Origin of the sequence: Bacillus sp. J41TS8 (genome assembly GCF_018333035.1) — a bacterium.
GTDB lineage: Bacteria > Bacillota > Bacilli > Bacillales > Bacillaceae > Bacillus > Bacillus paralicheniformis.
Genome location: NZ_BORF01000004.1, coordinates 296700 through 316162, shown reverse-complemented (window position 1 = coordinate 316162; position 19463 = coordinate 296700). Strand labels below are relative to the sequence as shown.

13 protein-coding genes are annotated in these 19463 nt (G+C 51.3%); 2 read left to right on the top strand and 11 right to left on the bottom strand.

Annotated elements, in window-relative coordinates:
- Positions 1-177: 177 nt before the first annotated feature.
- Positions 178-675, top strand: a complete 498-nt coding sequence (locus tag KI350_RS08510; protein ID WP_065644520.1) for a GNAT family N-acetyltransferase — start codon at positions 178-180, stop codon at positions 673-675.
- Between the two features lie 50 nt (positions 676-725).
- Here KI350_RS08510 and KI350_RS08505 read toward each other — a convergent pair whose 3' ends face one another.
- Positions 726-1169 carry a YwnF family protein gene (locus KI350_RS08505; RefSeq protein WP_065644495.1) on the bottom strand — a complete coding sequence of 148 codons (444 nt, stop codon included), beginning with the start codon at positions 1167-1169 and terminating at the stop codon, positions 726-728.
- A 247-nt stretch (positions 1170-1416) separates the two neighbouring features.
- On the opposite strand from KI350_RS08505, the gene cls reads away from it, so the two are divergent.
- Positions 1417-2865, top strand: coding sequence for a cardiolipin synthase (cls, locus tag KI350_RS08500; RefSeq protein ID WP_065644519.1), 1449 nt, complete (start codon positions 1417-1419; stop codon positions 2863-2865).
- Between the two features lie 43 nt (positions 2866-2908).
- Here cls and KI350_RS08495 read toward each other — a convergent pair whose 3' ends face one another.
- The 10 genes from KI350_RS08495 to KI350_RS08450 form a co-directional block, all read right to left on the bottom strand.
- On the bottom strand, positions 2909-4342 hold the full coding sequence (locus KI350_RS08495; RefSeq protein WP_065644494.1) for an MDR family MFS transporter: 1434 nt from the start codon (positions 4340-4342) through the stop codon (positions 2909-2911).
- A complete protein-coding gene (locus KI350_RS08490; RefSeq protein ID WP_065644493.1) occupies positions 4339-4563 on the bottom strand; it encodes an MbtH family protein in 225 nt (74 codons plus the stop codon). The genes KI350_RS08495 and KI350_RS08490 overlap by 4 nt, the downstream gene beginning before the upstream one ends.
- Positions 4564-4575: 12 nt before the next feature.
- The gene (locus tag KI350_RS08485) at positions 4576-11733 is read right to left on the bottom strand and encodes an amino acid adenylation domain-containing protein (protein WP_065644492.1); all 7158 of its coding nucleotides are present in this window, start codon (positions 11731-11733) and stop codon (positions 4576-4578) included.
- A gap of 14 nt (positions 11734-11747) precedes the next feature.
- Complete coding sequence (locus KI350_RS08480) at positions 11748-12674, bottom strand: isochorismatase family protein (protein WP_065644491.1); 927 nt, start codon at positions 12672-12674, stop codon at positions 11748-11750.
- A 22-nt stretch (positions 12675-12696) separates the two neighbouring features.
- Positions 12697-14322: a (2,3-dihydroxybenzoyl)adenylate synthase gene (locus KI350_RS08475; protein WP_065644490.1), complete on the bottom strand. Its 1626-nt coding sequence runs from the start codon at positions 14320-14322 to the stop codon at positions 12697-12699.
- A gap of 14 nt (positions 14323-14336) precedes the next feature.
- Positions 14337-15527, bottom strand: a complete 1191-nt coding sequence (gene dhbC, locus KI350_RS08470) for an isochorismate synthase DhbC (protein WP_223254819.1) — start codon at positions 15525-15527, stop codon at positions 14337-14339.
- Positions 15528-15551: 24 nt separating this feature from the next.
- Positions 15552-16331, bottom strand: a complete 780-nt coding sequence (locus KI350_RS08465) for a 2,3-dihydro-2,3-dihydroxybenzoate dehydrogenase (RefSeq protein ID WP_065644518.1) — start codon at positions 16329-16331, stop codon at positions 15552-15554.
- Between the two features lie 220 nt (positions 16332-16551).
- On the bottom strand, positions 16552-17400 hold the full coding sequence (locus KI350_RS08460) for an alpha/beta hydrolase (RefSeq protein ID WP_065644488.1): 849 nt from the start codon (positions 17398-17400) through the stop codon (positions 16552-16554).
- 39 nt (positions 17401-17439) lie between these two features.
- Positions 17440-18459 carry a FecCD family ABC transporter permease gene (locus KI350_RS08455; RefSeq protein WP_065644487.1) on the bottom strand — a complete coding sequence of 340 codons (1020 nt, stop codon included), beginning with the start codon at positions 18457-18459 and terminating at the stop codon, positions 17440-17442.
- The gene (locus tag KI350_RS08450; RefSeq protein WP_065644486.1) at positions 18452-19456 is read right to left on the bottom strand and encodes a FecCD family ABC transporter permease; all 1005 of its coding nucleotides are present in this window, start codon (positions 19454-19456) and stop codon (positions 18452-18454) included. The genes KI350_RS08455 and KI350_RS08450 overlap by 8 nt, the downstream gene beginning before the upstream one ends.
- Between the last annotated feature and the right edge of the window lie 7 nt (positions 19457-19463).

Sequence of the window (19463 nt, the reverse complement as noted above, 5' to 3'; positions counted from 1 at the left end):
CAACATTCTGAACACTTTTCAGAAAATATATACATTTACAAAAAACTTTTTTTCAAATTAGTCTGCACCGGCTGCTTCGTTTTTATGTAAAAACCGCCTAAAACCTGAAATTTCACCAATGTGCATGATAACGGAAAAAACGCCGAAGATATAACATATGAAGAAAGGACAGAGAGAATGAAACTACGGATCGCCAATCGGGAAGACCTTCCCGCAGTAGTCGATATTTACAACTCCACCATTGCGTCGCGAATGGTTACGGCAGATACAGAACCCGTCACACCTGAAGAAAGGCTGAACTGGTTTTTGAACCATACCGAGGCAAGGCCTCTTTATATTGTGGAAAATGAACAAGGGGATATCACCGGCTGGATCAGCTTCGAATCCTTTTACGGAAGGCCCGCCTATAACAAAACCGCCGAAGTCAGCATTTACCTTCATGAAGACCACCGCGGCAAAGGGGCGGGTTCAGCGGTGCTTGAAAAAGCGCTTGAAGTTGCGCCAAAGCTTGGAATCCGTTCTTTAATGGCGTTTATTTTCGCCCACAACGAACCGAGCATCAAGCTTTTCAAAAAATACGGCTTTACCGAGTGGGGACACTTTCCCGGAATCGCCGAGATGGACGGAATCCGGTACGATTTGAAAATATTAGGAAAAGAATTGAATGAAGCCTGATCATCATGGCACAAAAAAAAGAGCTGTCATGCAGCTCTTTTTTTCTTTCATCATTCAGCCAGCCTGCGCCTTCTGATCTCTTCTTCATTTAAAAATTCCAAAAAGCTTCTCATCACAGTAAACGGCTCTTCCTTGACCGCCCTAACGTAGCGGCTTTTCCGTTCATCGGAAAGCACTTCGCTTGTTTGCATCCGTTCCAAAATATATTTCATCACCGATTGCTGAACATTTCTTTTTTGGTAAGACGACTCTCTGAACAGCGCCATGCCGAAAGCTGCTGCTGCGGCAGCGCAGCCGATTTTTATCATTGAATCGGTTCCATAGGATGCCTGCCCCCAAAAAGAGGACAGATAAACCAATGAAGCGACAAGCAACGGAATCGCGATAAAAAGAAATATCAGCCTTTTCTTTAAGAACGGCGCCGCCACATGCTTGAGGTTATCCATTTCTTCTTTCATAAAAGCCGGCATTTGATGGAAACGCTCCATCTCCATAATCAATCCCTCCCGTTTTGGTTAAAGAGGCGTTGTTTCGCTAATTAAATCACGCTTTTTATATGTATATCGTAACTTAGATCCAACATGTTTTACAGTTTTTTGCCTTTCCCCTTTTTATTAGGAACTTTCCGGCCCCCTCCCCGTATAACATGAGATAGTTGCTTGAAAGGGGAGTAACTGTTATAAATGGAATGTATAAAAACAAATCCGTCTTGTGAGGTTCAATATGGATATTATTAAAAATATCAGCATCACATCGATATTTCTCGGCTTTATATTAGTTTTAAACACGCTGTTGGCAATCGTTGTGATCTTTAGGGAACGCCGGGATGCAAGCTCCTCCTGGGCCTGGCTCTTGGTACTCTTCTTTATTCCCGTTCTCGGCTTTATTCTTTATTTGCTGTTCGGCCACAATTTGAGCAGGAATCACCTTTTTCAATGGGAAGACCGAAAGAGGATCGGGATGGAAAAAATATTGGAACAGCAGCTGACCAAGCTGAAAAACCGCGAGTTTGAATTTCGCAATAAAGCGACGGCGGACAGCAAAGATTTGATTTATATGCATATTCTGAATAACCACGCCGTTTTTACAGAAGACAATGCGGTCGAGCTGTTAACGGACGGACGCCAGAAATTCGACAGACTGCTTCGCGACATTGAAAACGCCAAAGACCATATTCATCTGCAATATTATATTTATAAAGGCGATGAGATCGGAAAAAAGCTGCGGGACGCGCTGATCAAAAAAGCAAAAGAAGGCGTTGAAGTCCGCGTTTTGTATGATGAGCTGGGATCAAGAAGCCTGAGGAAAAGCTTTTTCAAAGAGCTGAAAAGGGCGGGAGGATTTGTCGAAGTTTTTTTCCCGTCGCGTTTTAAATTTATCAATTTGCGGATGAATTACCGCAACCACCGCAAGCTCGTCATTATCGACGGCGTCATTGGCTATGTCGGAGGATTTAATGTCGGGGACGAATACCTCGGTCTGAATCCGGCCTTTGGCTATTGGCGGGACACGCATCTCAGAATCAAAGGAACGGCGGTCCATTCGATTCAAACGCGTTTTATCCTGGATTGGAATCAGGCCTCGCACCATCACGACATCACATATATGCCAAACCACTTTCCTGACATCGATTCCCACGGAAACATCGGCATGCAAATCGTCACCAGCGGCCCCGATTCAGAATGGGAGCAGATTAAAAACGGCTATATTAAAATGATATCAACGGCAAAGCGGTCGATTCTTATACAGACGCCTTATTTTATTCCGGACGCAAGCCTGCTCGATGCCCTCAGGATCGCTTGTCTGTCCGGTGTTGACGTGAGAATCATGATTCCTAACAAACCCGACCATCCTTTTGTGTACTGGGCTACCTATTCTTACATCGGCGAACTTTTAAAAGCCGGCGCGTCCGTATTTATTTACGACAACGGATTTATCCATGCGAAAACAATCGTTGTAGATGAAGAAATTTCATCGGTCGGCACAGCAAATATTGATATGCGCAGCTTCAAGCTCAATTTTGAAGTGAATGCTTTTTTATACGATGAGGAAATTTCAAGAAGCCTTGTCTTATCATTTGAAAAAGATCTGCAAGTCTCAAGGGAGCTGACCTTTGAGGAATATTTAAACAGAAGCAAATCGATCCGCTTCAAAGAAGCCATTTCGATCCTGCTGTCGCCGATTTTATAGCGCGCCATGAAAAAATCCTCCCGGAAACGGGAGGATTTTTGTTTTACTTACCGGAAGCCGCCGCACCTTTGGAAACTGCTGCATGCTTCTCCATTTGACGTCCAGTGTCAGCGTCCTTGAGCTTGAGTGTGATGAAAAATGCGGCCATGAGGAAGCCGGCGGCACCGAGCAAAGCGGCCCGGTAAGCTGATAAATCAGGCTCTATCCCTGCTCCGGGCTGACTGAGCACGGCAAGGACGCACGACATGACGGCAACTCCAAAAGCAGATCCGAGCCGGTTTTGCACATTAAACAGCGTCGTTGCGCGGCCCATTGATGTGGATGAAATGTTGGCAAAACAAACAACCTGCGCCGCGCCAACCGCATGCCCCAGGAAAAAGCCCGCCAAAAACAGCAGCAGCCTGAGAAGCCACAGATTTGACCCGTATCCGGTCAGGCTCAGCAGCCCAAACAGCACAGCGGCGCCTAAAAGCGCAACGGAAATTACCCGCCTCGGCCCGAGCTTTCCCAACGACCTCGGCATCAGCTGGGAGGCCAGCATCAAGCCTAATGCTTCGGGAAACGTGATCAGAGCGGTATCGGTCGCAGAATAGCCGAGTGCTTCCTGGCACAACAGCGGAAATATATAAAGCATGCCAAGGAGTCCGCCTGCTGTCAAAAGCGAAATGACGCTCATCATTCCAAAAACCCGGTCCTTCAATAAGCGCAGTTCAATCAGCGGATGCTCAGCCTTCAGCTCGACAAAAACGAGAATGGCGAGGAGAATCACTCCCCCGGTTCCTGAAACAAGCACATTCGGCGAGCCGAAGCCCTGCACAGGCCCCTGGCTGAGTGCAAAAACCGCCAACGCCATTCCCGGCCCAGCCAAAAGAAATCCTAGCCAATCAAATCTGCCCGCTTTCGGCTCCATATGTTCATGAAGATATAACAAGCCAAACAGCAGAATGATCATTCCGATCGGAATATTAATGTAAAAAATCCAGCGCCATGACAGCTGATCTGTCAGAAACCCGCTGATGATCGGCCCAACCGCAGGCGCGACCGCAATCGGAAGAACGAGAACTCTCGAAATTTTCGCCCGTTCATGCGGAGGAAACGTCCTGAACAAGATCGCCATTCCCACCGGTGTAATCAATCCGCCGCCGGCACCCTGGATCACGCGAAATACGTTTAATGCCGCCAGATTGTCGGCGATTCCGCATAGTGCGGATGCAGCCGTAAATATCGAAAGCGCGGCCAGGAAAACACGCTTTGTCCCAAAGCGGTCTCCAAACCAGCCGGCTGCGGGAAGAAAGACCGCCAGGCTGACTAAGTATCCGATGTTAACTGTGCCTGCAGCAGACGGCAATGTTTGAAATTCGTTCATGATGGCGGGCAATGCCATGTTAATGACACTCGCATCCATTGCAGCCATAAACATGGCCGTTACATATACAATGCTGACAACCGTCCTTTGATTGAACGGCCTTCTATTCATTGCTGACCGCCGTGAACTTCTGCAGCCGGCTTCAAGCTGTTCGGCGAGAGATCGGTCCAATTCGAGCTGATATAGTCGATGCAGGCGCTGCGGCTCGTTTTCCCGCAAACAACCTTCCACCCTGCCGGAATATGAATGAAGGCGGGCCAGAGTGAATACTGGCCTTCCTCATTCATTAAAACAACATATGTGCCCTGTTCATTTTCAAAAGGATTTGTCATCGTTATCTCTCCCTACTTGTCCGTATCTTTTTTCAAGCCGTCCAGTTTTTCCGCAACATGACGTCCGATTTCGGCCAGCGGCTCCGGCTGGCACAAATCTTTATGCCGGCAATCCATATCATGAATATCAATGTTTCCGTTCAGATAAGGAAGCCATGACTCCGGATCGATCGGATCAAACCATTCCGGTATCACAGTTGATTTGAAAAACAGGATATCGCCATGAAAGACGCGGGGCTTATATTCGCTTAAAATCCGGACGGAATTCACATACGTCTCCTTTAAGTTCAAGATCGCAGCCTCATCCAGGCTGGCAAGCGCACTGCCGTCGCGGCGCAGAATATCGATTGCACTGGAAAGGTTCAGCGGTTCCCCGTCAAGGCTGTCCGGATCGTATCCTCCCAATGCCAAGAGTGCAATTAATGCTTCCTGCTCATCAGGTGCATCTTTAATTGGAAGGAAATGATTCGGGTATGCATCAAGCATGACAAGAAGCGAAATGTCTTCCCCTTGTTCCTGAAGCTGAGTTGCGATCGCTTGCACAACATTGCCCCCGAGAGACCAGCCGAGAAGACGATAAGGCCCTGTTGGCTGAATCGTACGAATGTGCCGGATATAATCCGCGGCCATATCGTCGAGCGTATCAGGAAGCTCTTCCTGCCTGGCGATCCCGCGGGCTTGAAGACCATATATCGGGTATTCCTTGCCGAGTGCCGTCATTAAACCGGCATAACACCAGCTGAGGCCCCCGGCCGGGTGCACACAAAACAGGGGATCCTGACTGCCTCCCGTTCTCAGCGGAAGCAGTACATCCAGCGCACTTTGTCCGCCGCCGGATTCAAGCCGTTCAGCGAGTCCGCTGACAGTAGGCGCTTCAAGCAGGTCGCCGATGCCGAGCTCGACGCCGAGCGCTTCACGTATGCGGCTCATCAGCTGTACGGCGAGCAGAGAATGACCGCCGAGTTCGAAGAATCCGTCATCAATACCAATTCGCGGCACATTAAGGATTTCTGAAAAAAGATCGCATAAGATTTCTTCCTGCGGTGTTCTCGGCCCCCGCCCTTTAACAGCCGCGGCAAAATCAGGCTCAGGCAGCGCTTTTCGATCAAGTTTGCCATTTGGAGTCAATGGCAAGTCTGCAATTTTTACAAATGCAGAAGGCACCATGTACTCCGGCAGAGTGCCTGCGGCAAACCGGCGCAGCTCAGCCTGATCGGTTTCTTCTGCAGACGCCGGGACAACATAGGCGATCAGGCGCTTGTCCCCGGGCTGGTCTTCCCTTACAACTACAGCGGCTTGATTCACCCTGTGATGGCGGACAAGCACCGCTTCTATCTCGCCGAGTTCGATTCTAAAGCCGCGGATTTTGATCTGCTGATCGGCCCGGCCCATATAATCAAGAGAGCCGTCTTGACGCCTGCGGGCAAGATCACCGGTTCGGTACATCCGGGTTCCCGGCGGACCAAACGGATCAGCGACAAAGCGGTCTGCCGTCAAATCGGGTCTGCCCAAGTAACCCCGCGCGAGGCCGCCCCCAGACACATACATCTCTCCGGTGACGCCCGGGGGTACCGGTTCAAGGTATTCATCAAGCACATATACACCTAAATCGGGAATCCCTTGACCGATCAGGCTGTTCGCTTGAAGTGCTGCAGTCTGCTGATCGAGGGAAATATAGCTGACATGTACCGTCGTTTCTGTAATTCCGTACATATTAATCAGCCGCGGGACATGCTCCGGATGGCGTTCATACCAATCTTCAAGCCTCTTCAGTTCGAGCGCTTCCCCTCCAAAAATGATAAAGCGCAAGGAAAGGAGCTTACCTGTCTCAGCATTGTCCCGGTCAGCCTGCATCAATTGATAAAATGCGGAAGGAGTCTGATTGAGCACAGTCACTCCCTCGCGTACGAGAAGATTGAGAAAGTCGGCCGGCGAACGGCTGATTGTATGAGGCACAACGACAAGCCGCCCCCCATTGAGCAGCGCTCCCCAAATTTCCCATACCGAAAAATCAAATGCGTAAGAATGAAACATCGTCCAAACATCGTCAGAGCCAAAATGGAACCATTGGTCAGTCGCTCCGAACAGCCGCACGACATTTTGATGCGGAACGACCACTCCTTTCGGCTTGCCGGTTGAACCGGATGTGTAAATGACATACGCCGGGTGAAGAGGCAGCAAAGGCGTCGTACGGTCGGCATCAACCGGATTCACAGCAGCGCATCCGTTCAGTTCCTCTTGTATGCAAGGGTCATCAAGTACAATCCTTTCAACAGATGCGGGAACAGAAAGGCTTGATTCGACCGCTGAACTCATTACAACGCAGGCAGGATGGGCATCATTCAACATAAACGCTATCCTTTCTGCCGGGTAGTCCGGATCCAGAGGCACATATGCCGCGCCAGCTTTCAGCACTGCAAGCAGTCCGACAACCATATCCAAAGATCTTGGCAGCGCCAGGGCAGCAAATTGTTCGGGACCGACCCCTTTGGCGATCAGGAGATGGGCAAGCCGGTTAGCGCGTCTATTGAGCTCGCTGTATGTGAGCGAGTCATTTTCATATATAACCGCAACGGCTTCCGGGTCCTTCGCGGCCTGCTTTTCAAATAAAACAGGCAAAGATGAACAAGGTATGTTATTGGACGATTTGCTCCAGTCAGTCAGCATGTTGTCACGTTCGGCCGGAAGAAGAATCTCAAGTCTTCCGATCGGCTGATCAGGGTCGGATACCGCTGAATCCAGCAGTCTGACAAGCCGTTCGGCCAATGTTTGAACCGTATTTCGCTCAAATAAATCTGTGCTGTATTCCACAAATCCGCCGATACCTGCGGGTGTTCCGTCCGTTTTTCGATGTTCGCGAAGCTCAATCGTCAAATCAAACTTGGCTGCGCCGACACTGCGAATTTCAATGTCTGATGTAAGGCCGGAAAGTTCAAGCTCAGGTTCAGGCGTATTTTGAAAGGCGAGCATGATTTGGAACAGCGGATGTCTCGCTCTTGATCTGGCAGGATTGAGCACTTCAACAAGGCGCTCGAACGGAAGATCCTGATGCTCATACGCTGCAAGATTTACTTTTCTAACTCTGTTCAGAAGCTCTCGAAAACTTGGATTGCCCGATGTATCCGTTCGGAGCACAAGCGTATTAACGAACAATCCGACAATTCCGCCTAAAGCATCATCGTTTCTTCCCGCTATCGGACTGCCGAGCGGAATGTCGTGACCTGCCCCGAGCCGTGTCAGCAGTGAGGCAAGGGCCGACTGCAAAATCATGAACATGCTGACTCCGGTGCTGCGGGACAAACCGAGCAAACGGCCGTGCAGCTGTGCGTCAATGCTGAGATCAATCGTACCGCCTCTATAGCTTGATTCCGACGGACGCGGGTGATCAGTCGGAAGCTCCAGCTGATCAGGCAGATGTTCCAACGCCTTTGACCAATACCCGAGCTGCTTGGCAATCAGACTGTCCGGATTGTTCTCACTGCCAAGCAGATGTTCCTGCCATACGGCATAGTCGGCATATTGTATAGAAAGCGGCTCCCAAGCAGGTGCCTCACCATTCAGACGCGCATTGTAGGCAGTTTCCAAATCGCGGGTCAGCGGCGTTAAAGACCAGCCGTCGCCAATCATATGGTGCAAAAGCAGAAGAAGAACAAATTTGTCCGGTCCGAGTACGAATAGCTGGGCGCGAAACGGAGGTTCCTTTTCTAAATGAAAACGATGCCGAACAGCCTCAGCCAGGACTTTTTCTAAATCATGTTCGCTAACATGGGATACAGCGAGTTCGGGACGCGCTTGATCTGCTTCCAATATCAGCTGGTGTGTTGTCCCCTGCTGATCCGGAAAAATGGTTCGAAGCGGCTCATGTCTTGCTGCCACATCGCCCAAAGCGGCTGTCAGCGCCTCTTGGTCCAAACGTCCGGTTAAATGAACGACAAGCGGAATATTATAGGTCGGGCTCGGTCCTTCCAAACAGTGCAAAAACCATAGGCGCCGCTGCGCGAAGGACAGCGGAATCTCTTTCCGGCGCTCTCTTTTACGCAATGCCGGGCGGGCGCTCTGCGCCTGATCAAGCTGTTTGGCAAGTCCGGCGGCTGTGGGTTCATCAAATAAACGGCCGATTCCGAGTTCGACGCCGAGCGTTTCCCGAATCCGGCCGACGAGCCTGCCTGCCAGAAGCGAATGTCCGCCAAGATCAAAAAAGCTGTCATCAATACTGACTCGCGGCACCCCCAGAACCTCAGCGAATAAATCACACAATATTTCCTCTTGCGGAGTCCTTGGCTCACGTCCGCCTGTATGCATACTCAACGCCGGAGCCGGCAGGGATTTGCGGTCAAGCTTTCCGTTCGGTGTAAGCGGCAGTTCATCAAGGATGACAAATGCAGACGGAATCATATAGTCGGGCAGTGTTTCACCAACGTAGCCGCGAAGCTCGGCAGGATGAAGACTTTCTCCCGAAGCGGGAACGACATACGCAAATATACGCGGATCACCGGGCTGGTCTTCACGAACAATAGCAGCAGCTTGTTTAACAACCGGATGATTTGCAAGCACCGCTTCTATTTCTCCCATTTCAATGCGGAATCCGCGAATTTTGACTTGGTGGTCCGCACGGCCGATATAATCAAGCGACCCGTCTTCGCGCCAGCGCACGAGGTCGCCCGTTCGGTACATCCGCGATCCAGGCGGCCCGTACGGATTCGCAATAAAGCGTTCAGCCGTGAGAGCATGACGGTTCAAGTAGCCGCGCGCCACTCCTGTTCCCGCCACATAAAGTTCTCCAGCCGCTCCCTGAGGCACGGGCTGCAATCCGGCGTCTAGAACATACAGCTGCGTATTCCAAATCGCGCGGCCGATTCCCGGAGGTTCCGTGCAGCCTGCTTCCAGCGCGGCGGCTGTAGACCAAATCGTTGTTTCCGTCGGTCCATAAAGATTCGTTAATGTGCATCCGAGCTGCTGCAATTGCCGGGCTAAGTTGGCTTGCAAAGCTTCACCGCCGACAAGCGCACGAAGACCTTTGAGCTTGTCCGGAGCGCTTGAGGCCAATGCGTGCCAGAGGGTCGGTGTGGCCTGCATCATGGTGATTCCGTATGTTTCAATCATTTTGGCCAATGCGGACGGGTCTTGTACCGTCTCCTTCTCGGCAAGAACGACTGCCGACCCGCTGATCAGCGGCAAATACATTTCGAGTGCTGAGATGTCGAATGCAATCGTTGTGACGGCCAGAAGCCGGTCGTCTTGATTAAGCTGGAACATATCCTGCATGGAAAGCAAAAAATTGAATAAGCTTTCAGCTTGTACAACCACGCCTTTAGGCCTGCCGGTTGATCCGGATGTATAGATCATATATGCCGGCTTGGCGCCGGAATGCTGTCCGCCGGGATTTCCTGCAGAACATCCGGAGATTTTTTCCACAACAGTCTGTTCATCAAGGATTAACTTCGGCGTTTGCGAACTGATCATGTCTTGTGCTTTTTTGCTGGTGATGACAAACAGCGGCTGTGCATCATTGAGCATATACTCGATCCTGTCAGCCGGATAATCGGGATCTATAGGTAAATAAGCCGCTCCAGCCTTGAGAACGGCGAGCATGCTGACAACCATTTCCGCTGAGCGCGGCAGGGCCAAAGCAACGAATGTCTCCGGTTTCGCCCCCTGATTGATCAGCAGATGAGCCAGTTGATTTGCCCTTTTATTTAATTCGGAATAGGTGAGAACCTCATCATTGCAAACGACTGCCGGAGATTCAGGGTACTCCTTCGCCATCCTTTCAAATCGCTGCGGAAGACTCTCATTTGGAAGACCGCGGGCCGTTTGATTCCATTCGATCAAAATTTGAGCGCGTTCTTCCGGGAGAAGAATATCCAACGTCCCCACCGGCTGAGTTTGCTCGCAATCGGCAATCGTTTTCAGAAGAGTAAGAAAACGACGAACATGATGTTCAAGTTCATCCGCATGATAAACAGCGGGGTTTGCATCCATGTTTACTTTCAATCCGCCTCCGTCCGGGCGGCCGTAAATGTTGATTGACAGATCGTCCACAGGTCCTGTGGCAAGATTATGCACGATGCCTTGACAGCCGGCAAAATTCAAGCGTTGCTCAAAAGGCATCAAATTAAGCTGCGGACCGAACAGCCGCTGATTTTCGCCAAGCAGCTTGAGATCCCGGCGCAGTTCTTCGTGGCGGTAATGCTGATGACGCCTCAGCTTCATCATCTCCGCTGAGATTTGCTTGACCAGCTCTCCTACGCTCATTTCCGGCTGCAAGCCAATCCGAAGCGGAAGGAGATTCATGACCATACCCGGAATATGGAGAGCGGCTGATCCGAGGCGGCACATCATCGGCATCCCGAGAACGACGTCATTTGCCCCCGTCAGCCGATGAACATATATAGCAGCTGCTGCCATCACGGTTTCGTGCCAAGTTGCCCCCATTCTGCTTGCGGCAGACAGAAGACGATCAGCATGTTCACTCGGCAGATAGTCAGACCTGCGAAGAAAGCTTGAAGAGGTACGGGGCGCCCTTTCGGCAAGACTGACTATCTCCGGTTCATCGCTGAATCGCTCAAGCCAAAATCGCCGATCTTCCTGATACTGTTCTGATGCCCTGTAAGCCGTTTCCTCCGCGAGAATCAAATCGAGGGAGCCAAAGGCTCCGCTCTGGTCAATCGATTTGTTCTGCATTAATGCGGTATATATTTTTGACAGCCGCTCGGCGATCAGTGTAAAGCTGAACCCGTCCGTTGCGATATGGTGAGTTCGCTGATACCAGAAGTAATGATCCGGTGCCGTTTTGAAAAGCGCTTCTGTAAAAAGCGGAACGCGGGTCAGATCAACCGGACGGGCAAGATCATCCTTCATCCAGCTTTTAGCCGCCTGTTCCGGATCGGTTTCTGAGCTGACATCAATGTAATGAATCGGAAAATCTGCCGACGGAACGATCTTTTGCCACGGTCCGTCTTGATCTTCTCCAAATCTGGCATGGAATGATTCAGCTTCTTTCATAACATGGCGCAGCGCTTTCTCGAAAAGCTCTTGATCAAGCGGGCCTTTTATTTCAACGTATTCAGCTGTATTGTAGATCGGATTTTCCGGATCAAGCTGCTGAGCAAACCAAATGCCGGCTTGCGCTCCTGATAATGGCTTTCGGTTATGTTGACTTGCAGGCATTAAGGCGACCTCCTTCATTGATAGTCTGCATTTGGCAAGGGTGCTACTTTAGAGGAGGACAACAGTCTCCACCAGTTTTCAATCGAAGGGTCCTCCGCAAGCTCCACAAATGACACCTCCCGCCCCGCTCGGCGCCAGCGCTCCGCGAGACTCATGATTCTCACGGAATCAAGTCCCCTGTAAATCAAATTTTCGCTGTCGCTTATCTTTTCAGGTGATTCAAGAAGAAGTGATGCGACCTGTTCGCGAATGATCTGTTTTGTTAGTGCATGAGAGCTTTCTTTTGCGTGTTCATGGCTTTCGTCATCTTTCAGCTGGCTCAAAAGCTGTTCCGCAGTGATTGTGACGCTGCAGCGGTCAGCTGCGTATGTGATGGCCATTTCATGATGCTTTAATGAGAAATCCGCCACCGCATCGGCGACAAAAAACGTTTCAATATCTTGCATAAACGCATCACATGCCGTCATCAGGCAGCCGATATGGGCATAGATGCCGGTGATGATGAGCTGATCCCGACCTTGCTCCTCCAGCACACCTAAAAGGTTGGTTTTTCTAAACGCATTGTACCTCCACTTGGTCAGAACGATGTCGCCTTCATTCGGTTTCAGCTCATCTACGATCTTCTGCTCATCGGGATCAGGACCGATTCCGGCTCCCCAAAAGTCTTGGAGAAGCCCCCGTTCTTCCGGTGTTTGAGCGCCTGGCTGAGCCGTGAAAATAACCGGGATGCCAAGCTCGGCACATCGCTTCCGAAGCTTCTTAATATTAGCCAGCAGATCTGTTACCGGAGACTCGCCGCAACGGTAAGCGTTGAGAAAATATTGCTGCATATCATGGATGAGAAGTGCAGCGCGCTTCGGATGAGGAGTCCATGACACCTTGTTTTTCGGCATATTTGATGCTTCTGGCATTCGGTACGGTAAGATGGCAGGAATGGCCATCAAATCACATCCTCTCATTTTTTTATCTCGTGATATTCTTAGCTGCGGACATTTTTTCAGCAATCGCTGTACGCAGTTCTTTTTTGCTGACTTTTCCTACGCCTGTCTGCGGGAATGCTTCAACCATTTCCACCCGGTCGGGTATTTTGTAGGCTGCAAGGCCCCTTTCTCTCAAAAACGATTGCAATTCAGCCTGAGTAGGTGCAGCGCCGCGGGGGATAACATATGCACACGTTCTTTCGCCGAGAAATTGATCCGGCATCGAGACAACCGCCGCATCAAGCACGTCGGGATGTGCGAGCAGGTGGTTTTCCACTTCTTCCGCGGCAACCTTCTCCCCGCCTCTGTTGATCTGGTCTTTGGCTCGTCCTTCAACAATCAAATAACCTGATGAATTGACTTTGACCAAGTCGCCCGTACGGTAAAACCCGTCTTCAGTGAACGCTTTGGCATTGTGCTCCTCGGCTTTGTAATAGCCGCGGATCGTATAAGGACCTCTGGTCAGAAGCTCCCCGGTCTGTCCGGGTCCAAGTTCGCGTCCTTCTTGATCCACAATTTTAATCTCGTCAAACGGAGACATCGGTCTGCCTTGTGTGTGAACGATCGTGTCTTCCGGATCATCAAGTCTGGTATAGTTGACCAGACCTTCCGCCATGCCATAAACCTGCTGCAGTTTGCAGCCAAACACCGATGTGACGCGTCTGGCGGCTTCGGCACTGAATTTCGCCCCGCCGACTTGAAGGACCTGGAGGCTTGACAAGTCGTCCCGGCGCGCCGGAGCAGCGTCAAGCCAGATTAGCGCAAGCGGCGGTACGAGACCTGTGATCGTTACCCTCTCCTTTTCGATCAGAGGAAAGGTTTCATCCGGGCTGCCTCCTGACGCCAGAACGACTCGGCCTCCCGCATAGAGTGTACCGAGCACTCCCGGCGAACTGAGCGGATAATTGTGAGCGATTGGGAGAGCGGCAAGATACACGCTGTCATGATCAAGCCTGCAAACCTCTGCGCTGACCCTCAAGCTGTATATATAATCATCATGCGTCCTCGGGATCAGCTTGGACAGACCTGTGCTTCCCCCTGACAACTGAAGAAAAGCGACATCTTCTGAATGGACGTTCTGCGGAGGGGCAGGCTGATCATAAAGGCCCGACAGCGCTTGAAACTCCTCCGATTCGCCGGCGACAATGACATGACGAAGCCCCCGCAGCTTTCCCTTTACCTGTCTCGCCAGCCTGCGGTAGTCAAACTTTGCGTGATGATCGGGAATCACATAAGCAGCAGCTTCAGAAAACTCGCAAAAATAAGTGATCTCGCTATGTCTGTGCGATGGAAGCGCAAAGACAGGCAGAGCTCCGATTCGGAAGAGCGCAAAGCAAACTTCAAAAAACTCGATGACATTCGGCAGCTGGACAACGACGCGGTCATTTTTTTTGATTCCAAGCTTTAAAAGACCGCCAGCCAAAGAGTCGGCTCTCTTGTCTAACTCTCGATAGCTTAAATGGGTATCTCCGTATGTAAGGGCAATGCGGCTGCCGTGTTTTTCGGCCCGTTCCCTCAGCATTCCTCCAAATGTTTCGCCTCGCCAGCATCCCTCCTTCCGATATTTATCCGCAAACTCCTTCGGCCATGTTGGGCACCCTTTCAACATCCTTTATCCCTCCGTTATTCACTGTTCATTCCCATCGCAAGAAGCATTGTCCGAAACTTTGCAGACGTTTCGGCAAGTTCTTCTTCAGGCTTCGATCCGGCGACAATTCCGGCGCCTGCGTACAGCCGCAGCGCGTGTTCCTCCGCCTCAGCACAGCGAATCGTTACGACCCATTCACCGTCACCGTCCGCGTCACACCAGCCGACCATACCTGTGAAAAATCCGCGGTCAAACGGCTCAATCTGTTTAATCGCTTCCTTCGCCGCATTCGTCGGCGTGCCGCAAACAGCAGGCGTCGGATGAAGGGCGGCGGCGAGCTCTAATGATGATACAGAAAGATCTGTAAGCTCTCCCTTCAATTCAGTTGAAAGATGCCACATCGTCGGCGTGCTGATGAGCGACGGTTCCGGCACCTCCAGCTTTCGGCAAAACGGCCTGAGCGCGGAAGCAACCGCTTCGACTACGACCGCATGTTCGTGACGGTCTTTAGGAGAAGCAAGCAGTTCAGCCGCCCTTCTTCGATCTTCTTCAGGATCATCGCTTCGAGGTCTTGAACCTGCCAAAGGATTTGCCGTAACACGGAAACCTGACCGTGATACAAGCAGCTCGGGACTTGCCCCTATCAAAGTGGTACGAGGCGCTTCCGGCGACTGTCCGGTTAAGTCAACGGCAAAGTTGTACCCGCTTATATTGCGGCGGGCAAGATTTCGCAGCAATTGACCGATATCGACTTTGATCGGCGAGGTCAGCTGCAATGACCGGGAAAGGACGATCTTGCTGTATTCTCCTGCTGCTATACCTGCCAATCCTCGTCTGACCCCCGACATATACGCTTCCGGGCTTGGAATCTGCTCGATATCATAGGGGTAAGGGGCAGGTTCAGGCTCCTCTTTACCGTCTTCTTCACATGTCAGCGGTCCCGCCTGCCACGCTTCGACCGGCACGGTTAACTGCGCCGGCTTTGCATCGTCAAACGGCACAGCTCCGACCACCATCGGATTTTTCTGCCCGTTCTCCCTCGCTTTTTTCAGAACTTCCGCAGCCCGCTGAGCAAGGCTTTGCTCTTCCGTTTGAGAAACAGAAGCCAAAACACCTTCCGCCAGAATGGTCCGCTCAGGGGAAGAGAAAAAGAATGAAGCACCGGCCTGATATTCCTTCAACAGCTGATCGGCAAGCGCTTCTGACACGACATGACGTTCTATCATCATTAAAACCTCCTTTAGATTGAATCAGGCTCCAAGCGTTGCTCCGCCATCAACGCGCAAATCGTGCATCGTAATATGGCGAGCCCCGTCAGACAGCAAAAATACTACAGCATCTGCAATATCAGCCGGTGAAGCCAATTTTCCGAGCGGGATTCCCGTTTTGAATGTTTCAAGTGATCCTTCAATGACGCCCTGCGCAGCTTCCTCACCCTGCCATAGCGACCGCTGCATCGGCGTATCGGTTGATCCGGGCGATACGATATTGCAACGGATGTTGTGCTCGGCAAGTTCAAGGCCGAGACATTTCGTAAACATTAAAGCGGCCGCCTTAGAGGCCGCGTAGGCGGCCATATGCATCCGCGGCACTGCCGCCGCATTTGATCCGACAGTCACGATCGCTCCAGTTCTGCGCGTCATCATCCGGCGGGCGACGGCACGCGATACGTTAAAAACCCCGGTGGAGTTGACGCTGAACGTCTTCTCCCAATCTTCATCACTCAATGAATGGATCAGACCCGTTCTGAGCACGCCGGCTACATTGACAAGCATGTCTATCGGACCGATCTCGCGTTCAACATGGGCCACAAGCTGTTCGACGGCGGCACTGTCTCCCACATCCGCGGCAAAACCGGAACCCTGCAGATCTTTTCGTTCAAGCTCGGCTTCAAGTTCAAGCAGCCCTTTTCGATTTTGATCAGCTGCGGCAACAAACACCCCGCGTTCAGCAAGCGACAGAGCCACTTCTTTGCCGATTCCTTGCGAAGCCCCAGTCACCAAAGCAACCTTGCCTTTCACTCTTATCATTTCCTTTCTTAAAACGGCAGCTCCCAAATCTTAAAGAGTCACTGCCAGCTAAACTCTTAATTGATAATGATAATCATTATCGTTTAAAAATATAATATACCAATAAATGCAAACGGTCAAATCGTTTTCGATTGTTTATCCGTATCAATGCTCATGGTATATTATCTGTTATCCATTCTTATCTTTTCTGAAAGCACGGGGCGCCGGAAGCGCCCCGCTGTCAATCAGGCTTGAAGGCAAACTGGAGCGCTCTGCTGATTAACACAGGGAGAACCGATATATGACCTTCCCCTTTAAATTCATGGTACTCCGCGCGGATCCCCTGCTTTTCCAAGGCGGCCAAGCGGGCGGCCAGCCTTTTTGCATTGTCGTTCATCCCGCTTTTATGCGTCTTTTCGAGCTCTCCGGCCCCGAGCAATACCTTTACATCGCCATCCGCTTCCTGCAGCTTCGAAATAAAGTCATGCTCTTCATCAAAAAAGGACGGATGCCAATGGATGGACGGACTTCCGGCGATATATGTCTGAAACAGGGCCGGTTTTGTAAACAGGGTCTGCAGAACAAAAAGTCCGCCAAGGGAATGCCCGAAAATCGCCTGCCTTTTCACATCAATCGTGAATTCCTGTTCGATCTCCGGCTTTAACTGCTGTTCGATGAAGGACAGAAAAGCTTTCGCCCCGCCCGGCTCCGGCCAGTCTGCTCCATCGGGTCTCCTGGGCAGCTCGGCGCCCGAATCCGGCAGAGTAAAATCGTAATACCGCCCCCGGTCAAAGGGAGCGTCGGTTTCATAACCGATGCCGACGATAACGGCCGGCACGACGCCGGTTTTATCGGGACGACGCGACTGCATCCGCAATGCCTCCACCATTGTTCCAAACACGGAATTGGCGTCAAGCAGATAAATCACGGGATATCCTGCGGGCGGCGGTTCCCCAAATGGTTTCGCAATAAAAATCCGGTATGTGCGGCTCCCATCCGGTGAACGCATGCACCGCTGTTCTGTCCCCGGTATCGCCACCGGAATACATTCAGCAGCATTGACAGACTGCTGATGTTTTTCTTGAGCCATGTGATTCTCCCTTCCCCTCTTTGATGAGCTAAAAACAGTTTAATGAACCGTCTTCTTTTGTTTAAACAGTAAAAATAAGAAGTAAGGCACACCGAAAATGGCGAGGATGATACCCGCCGGCACTTCGGACGGCTGGAACAGCAGCTTTCCGGCAAAATCGGCCCACAATACGAGAAACATCCCGATCAATCCGCTTAACAGCAATGAGTGGCGGTGCAGAACGCCAACGAGCCTCCGCGAGATGTGCGGAGCAATCAGGCCGACAAATGCCATGCTCCCGGAGATAGCCACACAGGCGCTGATGATGCCGACACAAGCCGTCAGCAGCACCACTTTTTCAACATTGGCGGATACACCGAGACTCTTCACCGTATCTTCATGAAAGCGAATGGTATCGAGCAGGCCGGACTTTGTCAGCAGGAATGGAATGAGAAGCAGCAGCCACGGCAGTGCCGCTTGAATATACGTCCAATTCGCCGACCAGATGCTTCCGTTTTTCCAAACCATGGCCATTTCGTGGTCATTCGGATTCATCTTCAATGACAGGTACAGCGAAATAGCGCTGAAACCCGAATTAATCGCGATTCCAACGAGAATAATCCTGCCCGAATCCAAGTTGCCGCCATGCCAGGCAAAGATAAAAATGAATATCGCCGCCAAAATGCCCCCGATCAAGCCGAAGAATGGCATCCCCATTGCAGCGAGCAGGCTTGTCGTTTCAGTCTGGCCTTGAAAAATCAGCATGTAGCCGACGATCGCTGCACCCGCACCGGCATTAATCCCCAGGATTCCCGGGTCAGCCAGTCCGTTCCTTGTCATCGCCTGGATGACGGAACCGGCAATGCCGAGCCCAAGACCCACGAGTGCTGCCGTCACAATCCTTGGAAGGCGCAGCTCAAACAGGAGAATCGCGTATTGCTCATTCGGGTTGATGTGAAGCAATGTTGATAACAGCTCAGCCGGATGTACGGCAAACGATCCTACTGTTATGCTGAGATAACAGATTGCAAGAATCAGCACAATAAAAACAGCATAGATGACTGCAACCTTTTTAGGCACGCTGCTCCCCTCCTTTTCTCTTGATCAAATAAAGGAAGAAAGGAACGCCGATCACCGAAGTAACGACTTCAATCGGTGTCTCAAACGGATAGTTGATCAGCCGGCTGAGAAGATCGGCCAGCGTCAAAAAAACGCCGCCGAGAACGCAGGAGCACGGGATCAGCCGACTGTAATCCGATCCGACGAGAAAACGCGTGATGTGCGGCACGACCAGTCCGACAAAAGCAATTTTTCCCGCCATGGCGACGGAGCAGCCAGTCAGAACGACGACCGCTGCCATCGCTGTCCATTTGACGGCCTGCTTTTTCTGGCCGAGGCTTTCGGAAATGTCATCCCCCAATGATAAAGCTGTCACTTTTTTGCTGAGAGAGAGCGCCAGAACGATGCCGATCACAAAAAACGGCACGGCATACTTCAGCAGCTCGGGATTCAATTGATGCAGCCTCGCGCTGTACCAGAAGCTGACGTCCTGGGAAATTTGAAAGTAAATCGATATCGCCGCTGAGAGACTGCTGAGCAGCATGCTTGTGACCGTCCCGATGATGGCAAGCTGAACCGGCATAAAACCGTTTGGAATCACCGAGGCGAGGCCGAAGACGAGGCCGGCGCCAACGGCTGATCCGATAAACGAATAGCCCATCATCTCCAGGGAGGTCGAACCCGGAATCAACACCATCAGCAGCGTGATCACGAATGCCGATCCGTCGGAAACGCCCATAATCGACGGGGAAGCTAAATAATTTCGGGTGATGCCCTGCATAAGCGCACCGGACACCGCCAGCGCCGCTCCGATTAAAAGAGCGCCGGCAGCGCGCGGAAGGCGGGAATGCCAAATGATTTGATGATCTGTGTTGCCCGGATCAAAATGCAGCAGCGCCGAAAAAATCACCTCGGGCTCAAGCTGTTTTGCACCGTAACATACCGACAGAAAAACAGACAGCAGTATGGCAAACGGAGCGGCGATCATAATGATGCGGGTCATTTGCTTTGAATGCATAGCTCAA